We start from the raw sequence: 17,109 nt of genomic DNA, 5'->3' as shown, positions 1-17,109 counted from the left end.
ACCAATAGGATCGCCTGTAAGAGATATCGGAATAATGATGGGTCTCTGGTTGCGGGTGTGGGAGGCGTCCGGATCGTAAGGTAGGGGACGATGAACGCGGATAAGGCGAGCGAGTTGGCGGCTCGGCGGGTCGGCGCCGCGCATGCCGACGCGCAGCACCGCGTCGCGCTCGCCGAGAGCTTCTATCCGCCGGAACTCCGCGCCTACCGTCGGGCCGAAATCGCCTTTCTGCAGTGGGAACTCGCGCGCGGTGTGCTGCACTCCGAGACCGGCAGCCCGTGGTGGCGGGCAATCAACGACCGCTTACTGCACGACAAACTGGAGGCCGCGCTGCTGCATCATGCCGATGCCCGCGATGCGTCGACGCCCGGTGCCCGGCTGTGGCTCGAATTTCTCATCGCCCCTTCGCCCGCGGCGTGGTACCGGGCGCACAATCGCAGCATCGTCGCCGGTTATCTGGAACATCAGGAGTTGGCGGCGGCCGAATTGCCCGCCGAGCGGTTGATGATCAATGTGACACTCATGCGCGTGCTGTTCACCCACGTCATGGTGGCGCGGCCGACGCTGGCGCTCGGCCGGTTCGGGGCCCTCGGCGGCTGGTCGGCCGATCCGCGCCGCAGCTCGGTCCGCCTGTTCCTCGACCTGCGGAATGTTTTTCCCGAGGTGTATCCGCTGGCGAATATGTCCGTCGATGGTGTGCTCGCGCTCGAGGGACGCGTGGCGCGGGCGCTCGATTACGGTCTGATCGTGCCGAAGTTGGAGCAGATATATGCGTTCGCCGCGGAGCAATTGGATGAGCCGACGATCGTCGGGCTCGTCGAGAACGGCGATCCCTGCTATGCGGGGTTGCGCATCGAACGCGGGCAACTGGCATCGGATGCTTTGATCCGAACACTCGCGCGCGTCACTCGGCCGCGGTTCGCGTAGCGATCGTTCATCCGTGAGCGATTCAATAATCCCCGCGCACAAGGTTTTTCGGTAATTGACCAGCCGTGTATCGGGCGATCTCCGCAGCGACAACGGCGTAGGCGCGTTCGAGACTGCCTCGGCTACTTCCCGCGACATGCGGTGTCAGCAACAGCCCGGGCGCTGTCCAGAGCGGATGCTCGGGCGGAAGGGGCTCCGGGTCGGTGACATCAAGGGCTGCGCGCAATCGTCCCGAAACTAGTTCGGCCAGTAGCGCTTCGGTCCGCACGATCGGTCCACGCGCGACATTCACCAGTACCGCGCCGTCGGCCATCTTGGCCAGGAATTCGGCATCGACCATGCCGATAGTCTGATCGGTCACCGGAACCATCAGCACGACGGCATCGAATTCGCTGAGCAGCCACGGCAATTCGTCGACACCGTGCACACCGTCGCGGGCGGTCGTGCCGACCAGCGTCAAGGTCGCATCGAAAGCCTCGACCCTGCGGCGCAATTCGATACCGAGATCACCCGCGCCGATGCCGAGGATCCGCTTACCCGCCAACGTATCCGTCCGATGCTGATACCAGCGCTGCTCGCGCCGCAAATCGGCGAACTCCGTCAGCTCGCGATAAATCGTGAGCAGCGCCGCAACCACCCACTCCGCGGAACTGCCACCATGCGCCCCCCGCGCATTCGACAGCAGCACCCCATCCGGCAGCCGACCGATCCACCGTTCGGCCCCGGCCGTCAGCATCTGCACCAACCGCAACTTCGGCAACCCGGCCATATCGATCGAATCGGGCCGAGCCAGAAACGCCGGAACCAGCACCTCCGCCAACTCCGCCCCCGCGGGCAGCGGTTCGCCGGGCGAATACCGCACCGGGCGAATCTCATCGAGCCGGGCCAATACCCCGACTCCATAATCATCTGGCACAAGGACGGTGACCGGCATGCCTGCCAGGTTAGCCGCGCTCGCCGCCGAATTGCATCCGATCATCGGACCATTCGCTACTGCCGAAGCGGGCCAATGCTTCGAGTATCGCGTTGCGCATGGCCGGGCTGCCGGTATGGCCGGAATCCTCGATGACCCGCAGCTCCGCACTGGGCCAGGCCCGCGCCAATTGCCAAGCGGTGTAGAGAGGTCCGGACAGGTCGAGGCGGCCGTGGATCAACACGGCGGGAATTCCCGCGAGCTTGTGTGCCTCACGTAGCAGTACGCCATCCTCGAGCCAGGCGGCATTGGCGAAGTAATGCGTGCAGATCCGGACCATAGCGAGCATCGCGTCATCCGGCTTCGCGCTGTACTGCCCCGGATTGCCGAGGTTCTCATGCGCGATGATCGCATCCTCCCAGGCACACCACTCTCGGGCGGCCTTGGTGCGCACGTCCGCGTCCGGGCTGTTGATCAGGCGGTTGTAGGCCGCAACCAGGTTTCCGTCGCGCTCGCCCGGGGGCACCCCATTCCGGAATGCCTCCCACTCGCCAGGCAACAATCGCGCGACACCGTGATACAGCCACTCGATCTCCTCTGGGCGCGTCATCGTGACGCCGACGAGCACAACCGCGCTGACCCGCTCCGGATATCGCTGCGCATACGCCAGGATCAAGGTCGATCCCCACGAGCCGCCGTACAGCAGCCACCGTTCGATCCCGAGGTGCTCGCGCAGCCGCTCGATATCCGCGATCAGATGGTCAGTGGTGTTGTGCGCCATATCGACAGTGGGGTCCGAGGCATGCGGCAGACTCTCCCCGCATCCGCGCTGGTCGAAGAGAACGACTCGATACACGTTGGGATCGAACAACTTTCGCGATCCGCGCTGGCCGCCGCTGCCCGGTCCGCCGTGCACTACGAGCGCGGGCTTACCGTGCGGGTTGCCGCTGGTCTCCCAATAGACCTGGTTTCCGTCGCCGACTTCGAGGAGTCCGACCTCATACGGCTCGATATCCGGGAACGGTTGTGGCGCTTCGGTACTCGACGCTGAAGGGCGCATCGGAACAGTGTGCGCTATGCCAACTGTTCGGCGGAGTCGGAGACCGACGCTGTGACGCGTTCGCGGGTGCGCAGGGAAGCCCAGAGGGCGGCGGTAGCGGCGGTGCAGGCTGCGGCGCCGCCGACGTGGGTCGCGACCAGGGCGGCGGGCACGTCGGTGAAGTACTGTACGACGCCGACCAGGGACTGGGCGCAGACCAAGCCGAGCAGGACGAACAGGCGGGTACGGACGGCGGGGGTGATGCCGACGGCGAAGAGGCCGAAGGCCAAGCCGATGAGCAGTGCGAGATAGCCGACGAGCAGCTGCGAGTGCAGATGCACCAGGGTGACGATCTCGACCTGGAGGCGTTCGACCGGTCGTTCGATGCTCTTATCGCCCGCATGCGGTCCGGCGCCGGTGACCAGCGTCCCCGCGATGAGGACCCCGGCGAGCGCGACCCCGCTCAGCCCGGTGAGCCAGCGCAGCGGCCCGGGCGCCTGGATCACTTCGATGCCGTCATCGGGTTCGCTGACCTTCGCGAACATGACCACCGCGACCCACACCATCAGCATCGACGCCAGCAGATGCACCGACACCGTCCACCACAGCAGACCGGTGCGCACGGTGATACCGCCGATAATCGCCTGCAGCACCGTCCCGCCCGGCATCAACCACGCGTACACCAGCACCTCGCGACGGCGGCGGGCGCGGGTGACGGCGAGCACGATGAGCGCCGCGCACAGCGTCACCGCGAAGGTCAGCATGCGGTTGCTGAATTCGACGGTCTGATGCAGCACCGGAACCTCGGCCACACCGGTCGGGGTGAAGCTGCCCGGGAAGCACTGCGGCCAGGTCGGGCATCCGAGTCCGGACGCCGTGACCCGCACGATCGCACCGGTGACGGCGATACCCGCCTGGGAGACGATGACCGCGATGGCGATCAAGCGCTGCACCCGCAACGAGGGCAGCGGGAGCAGATCGACGAGTCGCAGGAATGCGCGATACAGCACCCAACGATCGTAGCCGGGCCACTTCAACCACCCGCACCCGGTCTACTACATTCCGTCGTTGCCGCCGATCGAGATCGGGCGGACGCCTCGGCGACATCGATCGAGAGGCCCCGCCGCGATCTCGAGCGGGCTAGTCGAAGCGGAAGAAGCGGGTGGCGAGGAAGCCGGAGATCCCACCCCATGCGGCGAGGGCGGCGATGCCGAACCAGTCGATGCTGGTGCGCATGGCGTCTTCCAGCGTGACGGCCAGCGCCCCGGACGGCACCAACCGCACGAGCACATTCACCGCCGAAGGCAGGTCGTCGGATGCGAACACGATGCTCGCAATGCCGAGCATGACAAACCACAGGATATTCGCCAGCGCCAGCACGATCTCCGCCTTGAGCGTGCCGCCGAGCAGCAGACCCATTGCCGCGAAAGTGGCTGTGCCGAGCGCGATCACCAGCGCGCCGAGCGCGAGCCCGGCGAGTTCCGGTCGCCAGCCGAGCGCGAATCCGATGGCTCCCAACAGAATTGCCTGCATCACCACAACGATCAGCACCGCGGCGCTCTTGCCCGCCACAATGCCCCAGCGGGGGAGTGGGGTCGCGCCGAGGCGTTTGAGCGCACCGTAGCGCCGGTCGAATCCGACCGCGATCGCCTGTCCGGTGAAGGCGGTCGACATGACCGCGACCATCATGACCGCGGGCACGATCTTGTCGACCCGGTCCTCGCCGAGGTCCCCGAACGGCAACAGACTCAACCCGACCAGCAGCGTGATCGGAATGAACATGGTGAGCAGCAGCTGTTCGCCATTGCGCAGCAACAGGATCAGTTCGAGCCGGGTCTGCGCGGTCATCATGGCGAGGCGGCTGCTCGGGCGCGGATCGGGGGTGAAAGTGCCCGGCGCGAAGCGGTTCCCGGCGAGATCTGGCTGATTCATCCGCGTAGGTCCCGTCCGGTGAGTTCCAGGAAGACGTCCTCGAGGCGACGCTGATCGATTCGGATATCGGTGGCCAGCACATTCTGCTGCGCACACCACGCGGTCACCGTCGCCAGTACCTGCGGATCGATCTCACCCTCGACCAGATACTGTCCCGGCATCGTCTCGCGCGGCGAGAAGCCTTCCGGCAGAGCGGTTTTCAGCAGCCGCAGATCGAGTTTCGGCGGGGCGGTGAAGCGCAGTTGACCGGCCGCGCCCTGTGCGGTGACCTCGGCGGGTGTTCCGGAGGCGACGATCTGTCCGTGATCGATGATCACCAGTTGGTCGGCCAGTTGCTCGGCCTCGTCCATCATGTGCGTGGTGAGCAGCACCGTGACCCCGTCACGGCGCAGCGCGTCGATCAGCTCCCACACGATGAGCCGGGCCTGCGCGTCCAGGCCCGCGGTCGGTTCGTCGAGGAAGACGATCTCCGGCTTCCCGACCAGTGCGCAGGCCAGGGCGAGCCGCTGCTGCTGGCCGCCGGACAGCCGCCGGTACGGAGTGCGTCGGTTGTCCTGCAGGCCAAGGGTTTTCAGCAACCACTCGGGATCGAGCGGATCGGCCGAGTAGGCGGCGACCAGATCGAGCATCTCGCCCGCGCGCGCACCCGGGTACGCGCCACCGCCCTGCAGCATGACGCCGATGCGCGGCCGCAACCGGTCGGAGTCGGCGATCGGATCGAGTCCGAGGACCCGGACCGACCCGGCATCCGGGGTTTTGAACCCCTCGCACATTTCGACCGTCGTGGTCTTGCCCGCGCCGTTCGGGCCGAGCAGGGCCAGCACCTGTGCCCGTTCGACCGCGAAGCTGATCCCGGCGACGGCGGTGGTCTCGCCGTAACGTTTGACGACGCCGTCGATACAGACGGCGGGTTCCGAGGCTGCGGTCACCATCGCGCCTCGGTGCTCGGCTCCGTCGCGTCCAAGGGTGCTGTGCCCATTGTTCGCTCGCTTCGCTCCCTCACGGTGTCACACCGTAAGCCGTCGACGGATGTGACCCGGACGACACCCCTGTCTCGTCAACTCTGCGGTCCGGAAGGACCGGCGGCGGTGGGCGCGGTGTCGGCGCCGAGGTGGTGTAGCCGCCACGGCAGCGACTTGCGGGTGGCGAGGATCATCAGCGTGCAGGTGAGGATGGTGATGCAGGCCGCATAGATAAGGACGAAAGGCTGGATTTCGCTGCCGGAAGGCATGAGCATGACGCTGATCGCCGCCGAGGCGATCGTGGCCGGGACCCGGAAGGCGGGTCGGCTGGCCCACGCCGCCAGCGGGACGATGCCCCAGAGCAGATACCAAGGCTGCACCACCGGGAACAGCAGGACGACCGCGCCGAAGGCGACGCCGAGCGCACCGACCGGATGCAGCCGTCCGCGCCAGGTGGCCACCATCAGCCGCACCACGATCAGCGAGGCCGCGAGCGCCGCGATCGGTCGGGTGATGCTCAACAGGGCGGTGGTGTGGTCGCCCAATCCCAGTAGAACGCCGCCGAATCCGGTGACGACCCCGAGCGCGGTGGGTAGCGACATCCAGCTGCGCACCGAGTTGGCCATGGTCAGGGTGTCTATCCAGCCGAAACCGAGACCGCTGCCCAGGCATACCGCGAGCATGACGGTACCGGTGACGCAGCCGAGGAATAGCGCGGATCTGAGCACGGCACGCCAATCACCGCCCCATTTTCGGCTCAATGCCATCCACACGAATGCCAGTGCCAGCATCGACGGAATCTTGACCATGGCGGACAGCGCTATCAGGGTGGTGCCCGATAAGAGCAGCACGAGTGTGTGTCCACGCATCGGTCCGATATTGCTCAGGGCCGCCAGACAATATTCCAATCCGACCAGCATCAGGCCGAGCATCATGGCCTCGTTGTGTACACCGGATACCAGGTGGAATATCACCAGTGGGTTCACGGCGCCGAGCCACAATGCGGCCACCGGCGATACCCGACAGCGCTGTGCCAGTCGCGGCAGTGCCCAAACGATGCAGGCCACGCCGAGCAACGCCAGCATTCGGTGCAGCAGCACTCCGGCGAGCATATTGTCGCCGACGATTTCGGCGATGCCCTTGCCCAGCCAAATCGAGAGGGGGCCGTATGGCGCGGGCGAATTCTGCCAGATATTGGGGACGCTGCGCGTCAGAATATGGTCCTGGCCGAGTCCCTGTACCGGGCCGACGTCATAGGGATCGAGTCCGCTCGCCGCGATCTCACCCTGGGCCAGATAGGAATAGACATCCTGGCTGAACATCGGCGGTGCGACCGACAGCGGGATGATCCACAGCAGCAGTGTGCGGTCGAGTTGTGATCGGCTGATGCGGCGAATGCGGTTGGACTGCAAGCCGAGTGCGAATCGGCCGAGCAGCAGCCAGGCCAACATGACGATGACCGTGCCGACCATGGTCGTCGCCAGTCCCGAATTGTGCACGCGCGCGGGCAGCCCGAGAATCGCCTTGCCGTAGGTCGGATTCTGCAGCGTGGGCTGGGCGCCGAGACCGAGCGCGCCGATGGCCATCATGACCGCACCCGTCGCGCCCAGGAGACGGACGCGACGCAGTTGTGCGGTCTCCTGCGGGTTGAGTTCGGCGGCTTCGGGTTCGTTGATGTGCAGGGTGTCGCCGACGGTGTGGTCGGGCGGGACATCCAGACCGATGATCCGGCGCCCCAGCGCAACGGCGGTGCTGATGGGCGCGGTCCGACGCAGGCGAATCAGGGTGGTCGACCGGCTGCGTTCGACACCTGGTTCGCCGTGTTCGCCTGACATCACGCGGTCAGCGTAGCCGATACCACCGGCGTATCCGGTGCCCGCGGAACCGACCGCGGGGCAGGTCGCGCTACGTTCGGACCCAAGCGCAGGCGTGGCCCCGGAAGTTCGAATCGACCCCGCTATCAGGTGCAGATGAAGGTGGTCACGGTGCGCTGACGGATTTCCGTCACCGAGGTGTGGCCTAAATCGCACTCGTAATTTCGTTGGGTGCCCGGGCCGGCCGTGGCACGAGACCCGCAGGTGGCGAACGTGTTGCATCCGAACGTCGCGGGAAAGGCGCTCCCGTGCAGGTCATCGGCCCGTTCAACTCAGGGCACCCTTATTAGATTCCGGGAACTAATTCCGTCACACTGGTGTTGTGAAAACCGTGGGTTTACCGCACGACGAGGATCGAGGGGCCGGTCGCCGTACCGGTGCCGGGTCTGTTGCTGCGCCCGCGCCCCTGGTCACGGGCGGTGAAGGACATACTCGCGCCGCCGTGGTTCAGCTGCTGCTCGAAGAGGGCCCGATCACCGCGACCGCGATCGGCACCAAGCTCGGCCTGACGCCGGCCGGCGTCCGTCGGCACCTGGACGCCCTGATCGAATCCGGTCAGGCGCGGGCCAGCCGCTCGGCGCCGTGGCAGCAGAAGGGTCGCGGCCGTCCCGCCAAGCAATATCAGCTGACGGCCGTCGGCCGGGGACGGCTCGGCCACGCCTACGACGATCTGGCCGGTGCGGCCCTTCGCCAGCTGGGTGAGATCGGCGGGGAGCAGGCGATTGCCGATTTCGCGCGCAAGCGGGCGCGGACCATCGTCGAGGGCATCGAACCGGTCGCCGAACACACCCCCGAGACCACCACCGCCAAGGCGGACGAGATCGCCGAGGCCTTCACCGACGCCGGATTCGCCGCGTCCACCCGCAAGGTCGGCGCGGGCGTGCAGATCTGCCAGCACCACTGCCCGGTGGCCCACGTCGCCGAGGAATTCCCACAGTTGTGCGAGGCCGAACTCGAGGCTTTCCGGGACCTGCTCGGAACCCACGTGCAGCGACTTGCGACGATCGCCAATGGCGACTGCGCGTGCACTACCCATGTGCCGCTGTTCGTTCTCCCTATCACCGATAACGCTTCCCATAAAACCGCTGCACAGCCCGCAGTGGTACGTACGAACGACTCCGGAAGGAGTGCCGAATGACGACGACCACCGACCAGGTGCAACCGCTCACTCAGGAAGAAACCATTGCTTCCCTGGGCAAATACGGTTACGGCTGGGCCGATTCGGATGTGGCCGGTGCCAGTGCGCAACGAGGCCTGTCCGAGGCTGTCGTCCGCGACATCTCGGCCAAGAAGAACGAGACCGATTGGATGCTCGAGCACCGGCTAAAGGCATTGCGCATCTTCGATCGCAAGCCGATGCCGAGTTGGGGCTCCAACCTCGACGGTATCGACTTCGACAACATCAAGTACTTCGTGCGCTCCAGCGAGAAGCAGGCCGAGAGCTGGGAAGACCTGCCCGAGGACATCAAGAACACCTACGACAAGCTCGGCATCCCGGAGGCGGAGAAGCAGCGCCTGGTCGCCGGTGTCGCCGCGCAGTACGAGTCGGAGGTCGTCTACCACTCGATCCGCGAGGACCTCGAGAAGCAGGGGGTCATCTTCCTGGACACCGACACCGGTCTGCGCGAGCATCCGGAGATCTTCGAGCAGTACTTCGGCTCGGTGATCCCGGCCGGTGACAACAAGTTCTCCGCGCTGAATACCGCCGTGTGGTCGGGTGGTTCGTTCATCTACGTGCCGCCGGGCGTGCACGTCGATATTCCGCTGCAGGCCTACTTCCGGATCAATACCGAGAATATGGGTCAGTTCGAGCGGACCCTGATCATCGTCGACGAGGGCGCCTACGTGCACTACGTCGAGGGCTGCACCGCGCCGATCTACAAGTCCGATTCGCTGCACTCCGCGGTGGTCGAGATCATCGTGAAGAAGGGCGGCCGCTGCCGCTACACCACCATCCAGAACTGGTCGAACAACGTCTACAACCTGGTCACCAAGCGGGCCAAGGCCGAGGCGGGCGCGACCATGGAATGGGTCGACGGCAATATCGGCTCCAAGGTCACCATGAAGTACCCGGCGGTCTGGATGACCGGTGAGCACGCCCGTGGTGAGGTCCTGTCGGTGGCCTTCGCCGGTCCCGGCCAGCACCAGGACACCGGCGCGAAGATGCTGCACCTGGCGCCGCACACCTCGTCCACCATCATCAGCAAGTCGGTGGCGCGCGGTGGCGGCCGGGCCTCCTACCGCGGTCTGGTTCAGGTCAACAAGGGCGCACACGGTTCCAAGTCGACCGTGAAATGTGATGCGCTGCTGGTCGATACGATCAGTCGTTCCGACACCTACCCGTACGTCGATATCCGCGAGGACGACGTGACGATGGGCCATGAGGCCACCGTCTCGAAGGTGTCCGAGGACCAGCTGTTCTACCTGATGAGCCGCGGCCTCACCGAGGACGAGGCCATGGCGATGGTCGTGCGCGGCTTCGTCGAGCCGATCGCCAAGGAACTCCCGATGGAATACGCATTGGAACTGAACCGGCTCATCGAGCTGCAGATGGAAGGGGCCGTTGGCTGATGGCGACTGGTGTAATTGGAGCGGTCGAGGGCGAGAACCCCACGGCTAAGCCGATTCAGAACCCGGGCGCAGGGGCCGCGACCAACAAGGGTGAGGTCTTCACCTCCTACGACGTGAACGCCTTCGAGGTGCCTTCGGGCAAGGACGAGGCGTGGCGGTTCACCCCGCTGCGTCGACTGCGCGGTCTGCACGACGGCACCGCGGTCCGCGACGGCAAGGCCACGGTCGAGGTCTCCTCGGTCGCCGGTGTGCACGTGGAGACGGTGGCGCGCACCGACTCTCGTCTCGGTGCGGCCGGTGTGCCGTCGGATCGTGTTGCCGCCCAGGCATATTCGGGCTTCGAGTCGGCGACGGTCGTGTCGGTCGGCGCGGAGACCGAGGTCGCCGAGGCGGTGATCGTCACGGTCACCGGTCCCGGCGAGGGCAAGACCGCCTACGGGCACCTGCAGATTCGCCTCGGCAATTTCGCCGTCGCCACCGTGGTCATCGATCAGCGTGGCAGCGGAACCTACGCCGAGAATGTCGAATTCGTGCTGGGTGACAGTGCGAAGCTGACCGTCGTCGCGGTCCAGGACTGGGCCGACGACGCCGTGAACACCACCGCGCACCATGCCGAGCTCGGTCGCGACGCGACCCTGCGGCATATCGCGGTGACACTGGGCGGCGATCTGGTGCGCCTCACCGCGAACGTTCGTTACGACGGTCCCGGCGGCGACGCCGAACTGCTCGGCCTCTACTTCGCCGATGCCGGTCAGCACTTCGAGCAGCGCCTGCTCATCGATCACGCGGTTCCGCACTGCAAGTCGAATGTGCTGTACAAGGGTGCGCTGCAGGGCGATCCGCATTCGCCCAAGGGCGATGCCCGCACGGTGTGGGTCGGTGACGTGCTCATCCGCGCCGCCGCCGAGGGCACCGACACCTTCGAGGTGAACCGCAACCTGGTGCTCACCGACGGCGCGCGCGCCGATTCGGTGCCGAACCTGGAGATCGAGACCGGCGAGATCGTCGGCGCCGGACACGCATCGGCGACCGGTCGTTTCGACGACGAGCAGCTGTTCTACCTGCGCGCTCGCGGTATTCCGGAGGATGCGGCCCGCCGTCTGGTAGTGCGCGGCTTCTTCCACGAGATCATCCAGAAAATCGCGGTCCCCGAGATCCGGGAGCGGCTGGAGGCGGCCATCGAGGCCGAACTCGCCGCGATCGGCGTCTGACACCCGAACCACTTACCCCCACAAAGGAACTCGAATTCGATGACCACCCTGGAAATCAAGGACCTGCACGTCGAGGTCGCCAACCCGGACGAGTCCGGCGAGCCCATCAAAATCCTTACGGGCGTGAACCTCACCATCTCCTCCGGTGAGACGCACGCGATCATGGGCCCGAACGGCTCCGGCAAGTCGACTCTGTCGTACGCGATCGCCGGACACCCGAAGTACACGGTGACCTCCGGTTCGATCACCCTCGACGGCGAGGACGTCCTCGCGATGTCCGTCGACGAGCGGGCGCGGGCGGGCCTGTTCCTGGCCATGCAGTACCCGGTCGAGGTGCCCGGTGTCTCGATGTCGAACTTCCTGCGCACCGCCGCCACCGCGGTCCGCGGTGAGGCCCCCAAGCTGCGCACCTGGGTCAAGGAGGTGAAGGAGTCGATGAACGAGCTGGAGATCGACGCCGCCTTCGCCGATCGCAGCGTGAACGAGGGCTTCTCCGGCGGTGAGAAGAAGCGTCACGAGATCCTGCAGCTGGGTCTGCTCAAGCCGAAGATCGCGATCCTGGACGAAACCGACTCCGGCCTGGACGTCGACGCGCTGCGCATCGTCTCCGAGGGCGTCAACCGCTACAAGGAGCGCGAGAACGGTGGTGTGCTGCTGATCACGCACTACACCCGCATCCTGCGCTACATCCAGCCCGAATTCGTGCACGTATTCGTCGGCGGCCGCATCGTCGCCGAGGGCGGCGCCGAGCTGGCCGAGGAACTCGACGCCAATGGCTACGTCCGCTTCACGCAAAGCTCACACACCCCGTCGGCTTCGCCGACTGCCATCCCCGAGTCCGCTACCGCTGGAGCCTGATATGACCGCCACGGTCCGCACCCTCGACGTCGCCCGCATCCGGGCCGACTTCCCGATCCTGAACCGCACGGTTCGGGACGGGAAACCGTTGGTGTACCTGGACTCCGGCGCGACCTCGCAGCGTCCGCTCGCGGTACTCGACGCGGAACGGAAGTTCCTGACCGAGAGCAATTCGGCGGTGCACCGCGGTGCGCACCAGCTGGCCGAGGAGGCGACCGACGCGTACGAGGGCGCCCGCGCCGATATCGGCCGGTTCGTCGGAGTGGACGCGGATGAGATCGTGTTCACCAAGAACGCGACCGAATCGCTGAACTTGGTGACCTACTCGTTCGCCGACAGCCGGTTCCCGTACCACGTGGGCCGCGGCGACGAGATCGTCATCACCGAGCTGGAACACCACGCGAATCTCGTGCCGTGGCAGGAGCTCGCGCGCCGCACCGGCGCGACGCTGAAGTGGTACGGCATCACCGATGACGGCCGCATCGATCTCGATTCACTCGAATTGTCGCCCGCCACCAAGGTTGTCGCGTTCACGCACCAGTCGAATGTGACCGGTGCGGTCACCGATGTCGCCGAATTGGTCCGTCGGGCAAAGGAAGTCGGCGCGCTCACCGTGCTGGATGCCTGCCAGTCGGTGCCGCATATGCCGGTGAACTTCCGTGAACTCGGCGTCGACTTCGCCGCGTTCTCCGGGCACAAGATGCTCGGACCGTCCGGTGTCGGTGTGCTCTACGGGCGGCGCGCGCTGTTCGCGGAGACCCCGCCGTTCATCACCGGCGGTTCGATGATCGAGACCGTCACCATGGAGGGCAGCACCTACGCACCGCCGCCGCAGCGTTTCGAGGCCGGTGTGCCGATGACCTCGCAGGTGGTCGGATTGGGCGCGGCCGTGCGGTATCTCGAAGCGATCGGTATGGAAGCCGTTGCGGCACATGAACATGCGCTCACCGGTGCGGCGCTGGACGGACTCGCCGCGATCGCGGGCGTGCGGATCGTCGGCCCGACCGAGAACATCGACCGCGGCGGCGCGGTGTCGTTCGTGGTCGACGGCATCCACGCCCATGACGTCGGGCAGATTCTGGACGACGAGGGTGTCGCCGTGCGAGTGGGCCACCACTGCGCGTGGCCGCTGATGCGCCGCCTCGGCGTGCAAGCGACGGCCCGTGCGTCGTTCGCGGTTTACAACACCCTGGATGAGGTAGACCAGCTGGTAGCCGCCGTGCGGAAGGCCCAGAGCTTCTTCGGAGTTGCATAAGACATGCGCATGGAGCAGATGTACCAGGAAGTGATCCTGGATCACTACAAGCACCCGCATCACCGCGGGCTGCGGGAGCCGTTCGGCGCCGAGGTGCACCACGTCAACCCGACCTGCGGTGACGAGGTGACCCTGCGCGTCCAGCTCGACGACAACGGTGATGTCGCCGATGTCTCCTACGACGGTCAGGGCTGTTCGATCAGTCAGGCCGCCACCTCGATCCTCACCGATCAGGTGATCGGATTGCCGGTGCAGCAGGCGCTGAAGGTCGTCGACTCGTACAACGAGATGATCTCCAGCCGCGGCACCGTCGAGGGCGACGAGGACATGATCGGCGACGGTATCGCGCTGGGCGGAGTGTCCAAGTATCCGGCGCGGGTCAAATGCGCGCTGCTCGGCTGGCTGGCGTTCAAGGATGCGGTGATCCGGATAACCTCCGCGGAAGAGGCCAAGCGGATCATGGGCAGCGACATCTCCACGAATGGAAAAACGTCATGAGTGAGACACCAGTCACCGAAACGGCCGAGCAGGTCGAACTTTCGGCCGAGGACATCAAGCAACTCGAGGACATCGAGGAGGCGATGCGCGACGTCGTCGACCCCGAACTCGGCATCAATGTTGTCGACCTCGGCTTGGTCTACGGTATGAGCGTCGACCAGGACAATATCGTCACCCTCGATATGACCCTCACCTCGGCGGCCTGCCCGCTGACCGATGTCATCGAGGATCAGTCCCGCAACGCCCTCGTCCGTTCCGGCCTGGCCGAGGACCTCAAGATCAACTGGGTCTGGATGCCCCCGTGGGGCCCCGACAAGATCACCGAAGACGGCCGCGAGCAACTCCGCGCCTTGGGGTTCACGGTCTAGCACCGCGAATACGGCTGCGGCGCCCAGCTTGTCGCACGGACCATGACGAGCCACGCACTAGCACAGTGCGTGGCTCGCGCCGATCAGCACTGCTGTTGGAATGGGAAGCACTCCGCCGCAGGTGGCTGGGGCGGGGCTGGTAGTTGCGGCAGCACAGCCGGCTCGGTGCTCGATTCCTGGCGGGGCTCGACGACAGCAGGTTTCGGGTGCATACCTTCGGACACAAGTAACCAGATCGTGCCGACAATCACCCCGACCACCACCACCGTCGCGAGCAGTTGCGGCAGGCCCGCGATGAGCTTCATCCCCTTGGCGACCACGGTGGCAACGCAGAGGCGCACCACGGACGCCAGCCGAGGAGTCGAAGCCTGATACGAACGCTGTGCGACGGGCGCGCTGCCCGGCCGCAACGAGCGCGCAGGCAGCCTATCGGCCATCGTCGGTGGTTCCGATCCAACCGCCGATGAACGTGGTGGCTCGTGCTCCGATACCGGTTGCGCCCCAACCATCGCCGAAGGCTGGGCCGGTGCTGTCGACAATGATTGCGGCTCAATGTCTGTCAGCGACCCCGATCCGGTCGCGGTCCAATGCCGCGGCCCTTCCGCCGATCGAGGTTCCGGCCCAGCCGGCGTCGAAGGCTGAAGCTTCGCCTTCGACAGGTGTGGTGCCGCCGTTGCCACAAAATTCGGTGGGGTCGGCAGCCAGTTCCGCAGGCGTGGCTCTCGGTGCGGACGACCTCGACGGTCGAGGTCACGGCGGGACCGAGGCTCGTCCGACGACCCATCGGACTCGATCCAGGACGACCATCGGTCGGTGAATGCCGACGACAACTGCGGAGCCGACTGCGCCTGTATCGCATCCGGATGGTCCACCGGCTCCGGCGGCAGCGCGGATACCTGGGCGTGCGGCTCCATATCGGTATCGACTACGAGCCGCGATGGTGCCACGCTCTCCGACGGCTCCTCGGCGATGTCGGTCGGAAGCCATGGCGGGTATGCAGCCCCGGAAGGTGACACCTCCGATGGCATGCGACCGTCGTCGGGAAGTTCGACGGCGCCGAGCGCGGAGGACGCATGGGCTTGCACCAGCACCTTCGATGCGGGCCGTTCAGGTCGTCTGCTTTGCGACGGAAATCCTTCGGCCACAAGCTCTTCGACCGTTACCGCATGCGATAGGCCGAGCTCGCCGAGCAGTTCGTACGCCTGCTCGGCAGTCCAGATCAGCTTCCGGTTCGCTGTTCGAAGGAACCAGGCACGCAACCCCGCCGACGAGTCGAGGACCATGGTGCCGCCGGGCTTTCGGGATTCGATATCCAGTGTGATGGTCGCTTCTCGGGGCGGCACGACCACGATCAGCCCGTCGACGAGGGCGTCGGGGTGGCGTCTGCGTACCACTTGGCTCAAGAGGTACACATTGCTCGCCACCTGGCCGAATGGATCACTGTCGTGGCGGGGAACCGGCTCCCCATCGAATCCGGACAGCTGCCAGCGCCCGTCGGCCCGCACCGACAGCACCCCGCCGGTCACCTCGGAAGTGATCTCCTGGACTTCGATCACGACCACAGCGCGCGGCGTAATGACCACCACGTCCATCTGCCGCGCCGCGTCATTCGGGTCGCGGTCGGGTATGGGATACCCCGAAACAGCAAGCCCCACAATGACGTGTTGGCCGTTCCAAGTCCGTATCCAATCGAGCACGCACTGTTCGGATCGTTGCGTCGACCCTTCGTTGACAACCAGCATCGAGGTCACCCTCCGTCTCGCCTGCACAGTCGACCCCACAACGGTATTCATTGCAGAGGTCCCGTGAGAATGTGAAAGGCACTCAAAGAGCAGGGTTTTGGCGACAAAAGGTGTGACTACGTCGGCGCGTCGGCAGAGCAGCAGCGACGGTGCATGACTCCTACGACCCCGAACTCGACGACTACGACCCCAGTCTGGAAGACACTGTCATCGATGACTGATCGCGGATACCAGCGACGCTCACGGGTCGGTACCGATGCCGCGGCTGCCACCGGTGACGATGATTGCTTGTCGATCCGGCTCTCGCATAGTCGAGAGGCCAGCGCCGCGCCCGCCGTCACATTTCCCGGTCGGGCCTGGTCATAGCGGTGGCGGGCAGATGTCCGTCGCCGCCGCATAGCGGTGGATGACCTGCGGAAGAGGGAACATGTCGCAACGCTTGCGGTCGGCTCGGATACGTACCGGGCTCTACTGGTTTCTCGGATTCGAGTTCTTCGTCGGCTTCGCAACCAAGTTCTGGCCCGGGTCTACGTTTTTCGGGCCTGCCTATTCGGAGAAGTTCGCGGAGTGGGGATTTCATCCGAATATGCGGTTCGTGGTTGGTGGGCTGGAGTTGATCGCGGCTGTGCTGCTGGTGCTTCCGCGGCGGGAGAGCAGATTCCTCGGCGCGGCCACGCTGGTACTGGTGCTGACCGGGGCGGTGACCACACATCTCATCGATGACGCCCCGTTCTGGCAGGGCACCTCGGCGCCGATTCATCTGGTGATCATGATGGTTGTCGCGCTGGCGAATTGGCCGGCGGACTGGCGAGATGTGGTGCCGCCGTGGGGCTCGTCGGCGTTGGCGGCAAGAGGAGCCGTGGCGCTGGGGGATCGCTGACCGACGGTTGTCCAGCTCTGGTGATACAAAGATTTGGACAATTGGGATCGGAACGGTCAGGATTTCGATCCGAAGCTAT

Annotated in this window: 16 protein-coding genes; 9 read left to right on the top strand and 7 right to left on the bottom strand. The window is 65.6% G+C overall.

What is annotated here, in order from left to right; translation table 11 throughout:
* Positions 1 to 90 precede the first annotated feature (90 nt).
* A complete protein-coding gene (locus OIE68_RS14345; protein ID WP_327099870.1) occupies positions 91 to 927 on the top strand; it encodes a hypothetical protein in 837 nt (278 codons plus the stop codon).
* 22 nt (positions 928 to 949) lie between these two features.
* On the opposite strand, the gene OIE68_RS14340 is transcribed toward OIE68_RS14345, so the two are convergent.
* The 6 genes from OIE68_RS14340 to mptB form a co-directional block, all read right to left on the bottom strand.
* Positions 950 to 1,861, bottom strand: a complete 912-nt coding sequence (locus OIE68_RS14340; RefSeq protein WP_327099869.1) for an NAD(P)-dependent oxidoreductase — start codon at positions 1,859 to 1,861, stop codon at positions 950 to 952.
* Between the two features lie 10 nt (positions 1,862 to 1,871).
* Entirely contained in the window at positions 1,872 to 2,900 is a 1,029-nt protein-coding gene (pip, locus tag OIE68_RS14335) for a prolyl aminopeptidase (RefSeq protein WP_327099868.1), read from the bottom strand.
* Positions 2,901 to 2,914: 14 nt separating this feature from the next.
* Positions 2,915 to 3,889, bottom strand: a complete 975-nt coding sequence (locus OIE68_RS14330; protein WP_327099867.1) for a heme A synthase — start codon at positions 3,887 to 3,889, stop codon at positions 2,915 to 2,917.
* Between the two features lie 130 nt (positions 3,890 to 4,019).
* On the bottom strand, positions 4,020 to 4,811 hold the full coding sequence (locus OIE68_RS14325; protein WP_327099866.1) for an ABC transporter permease: 792 nt from the start codon (positions 4,809 to 4,811) through the stop codon (positions 4,020 to 4,022).
* Entirely contained in the window at positions 4,808 to 5,743 is a 936-nt protein-coding gene (locus tag OIE68_RS14320) for an ABC transporter ATP-binding protein (protein ID WP_327099865.1), read from the bottom strand. Before OIE68_RS14320 ends, OIE68_RS14325 begins: the two co-directional genes overlap by 4 nt.
* 125 nt (positions 5,744 to 5,868) lie before the next feature.
* Positions 5,869 to 7,608, bottom strand: a complete 1,740-nt coding sequence (gene mptB / locus OIE68_RS14315) for a polyprenol phosphomannose-dependent alpha 1,6 mannosyltransferase MptB (RefSeq protein WP_327101670.1) — start codon at positions 7,606 to 7,608, stop codon at positions 5,869 to 5,871.
* Between the two features lie 361 nt (positions 7,609 to 7,969).
* On the opposite strand from mptB, the gene OIE68_RS14310 reads away from it, so the two are divergent.
* The 7 genes from OIE68_RS14310 to OIE68_RS14280 are packed head-to-tail and all read left to right on the top strand — an operon-like array spanning position 7,970 to position 14,408.
* Positions 7,970 to 8,785, top strand: a complete 816-nt coding sequence (locus OIE68_RS14310; RefSeq protein WP_327099864.1) for a metalloregulator ArsR/SmtB family transcription factor — start codon at positions 7,970 to 7,972, stop codon at positions 8,783 to 8,785.
* Positions 8,782 to 10,218: a Fe-S cluster assembly protein SufB gene (gene sufB / locus OIE68_RS14305; RefSeq protein ID WP_327099863.1), complete on the top strand. Its 1,437-nt coding sequence runs from the start codon at positions 8,782 to 8,784 to the stop codon at positions 10,216 to 10,218. Before OIE68_RS14310 ends, sufB begins: the two co-directional genes overlap by 4 nt.
* Positions 10,218 to 11,429 (top strand): Fe-S cluster assembly protein SufD, encoded by a 1,212-nt coding sequence (sufD, locus tag OIE68_RS14300; protein WP_327099862.1) that lies wholly within the window; start codon positions 10,218 to 10,220, stop codon positions 11,427 to 11,429. The genes sufB and sufD overlap by 1 nt, the downstream gene beginning before the upstream one ends.
* 39 nt (positions 11,430 to 11,468) lie before the next feature.
* Positions 11,469 to 12,287, top strand: coding sequence for a Fe-S cluster assembly ATPase SufC (sufC, locus tag OIE68_RS14295; RefSeq protein WP_327099861.1), 819 nt, complete (start codon positions 11,469 to 11,471; stop codon positions 12,285 to 12,287).
* 1 nt (position 12,288) lies between these two features.
* Positions 12,289 to 13,542: a cysteine desulfurase gene (locus OIE68_RS14290; RefSeq protein ID WP_327099860.1), complete on the top strand. Its 1,254-nt coding sequence runs from the start codon at positions 12,289 to 12,291 to the stop codon at positions 13,540 to 13,542.
* Positions 13,543 to 13,545: 3 nt separating this feature from the next.
* Positions 13,546 to 14,040 (top strand): Fe-S cluster assembly sulfur transfer protein SufU, encoded by a 495-nt coding sequence (sufU, locus tag OIE68_RS14285; RefSeq protein WP_327099859.1) that lies wholly within the window; start codon positions 13,546 to 13,548, stop codon positions 14,038 to 14,040.
* The gene (locus OIE68_RS14280) at positions 14,037 to 14,408 is read left to right on the top strand and encodes a metal-sulfur cluster assembly factor (protein WP_327099858.1); all 372 of its coding nucleotides are present in this window, start codon (positions 14,037 to 14,039) and stop codon (positions 14,406 to 14,408) included. Before sufU ends, OIE68_RS14280 begins: the two co-directional genes overlap by 4 nt.
* Before the next feature lie 83 nt (positions 14,409 to 14,491).
* Here OIE68_RS14280 and OIE68_RS14275 read toward each other — a convergent pair whose 3' ends face one another.
* The gene (locus OIE68_RS14275) at positions 14,492 to 16,150 is read right to left on the bottom strand and encodes a nuclease-related domain-containing protein (protein WP_327099857.1); all 1,659 of its coding nucleotides are present in this window, start codon (positions 16,148 to 16,150) and stop codon (positions 14,492 to 14,494) included.
* Between the two features lie 427 nt (positions 16,151 to 16,577).
* Here OIE68_RS14275 and OIE68_RS14270 point away from each other — a divergent pair, with 427 nt between their 5' ends.
* Positions 16,578 to 17,030, top strand: a complete 453-nt coding sequence (locus tag OIE68_RS14270; RefSeq protein WP_327099856.1) for a DoxX family protein — start codon at positions 16,578 to 16,580, stop codon at positions 17,028 to 17,030.
* Positions 17,031 to 17,109: the final 79 nt, after the last annotated feature.

This window comes from Nocardia vinacea (genome assembly GCF_035920345.1).
In the GTDB taxonomy this organism is placed as follows: Bacteria; Actinomycetota; Actinomycetes; order Mycobacteriales; family Mycobacteriaceae; genus Nocardia; species Nocardia vinacea_A.
The sequence above is the reverse complement of the archived record's forward strand: the minus strand, read 5'-3'. Positions and strand labels throughout refer to the sequence as shown.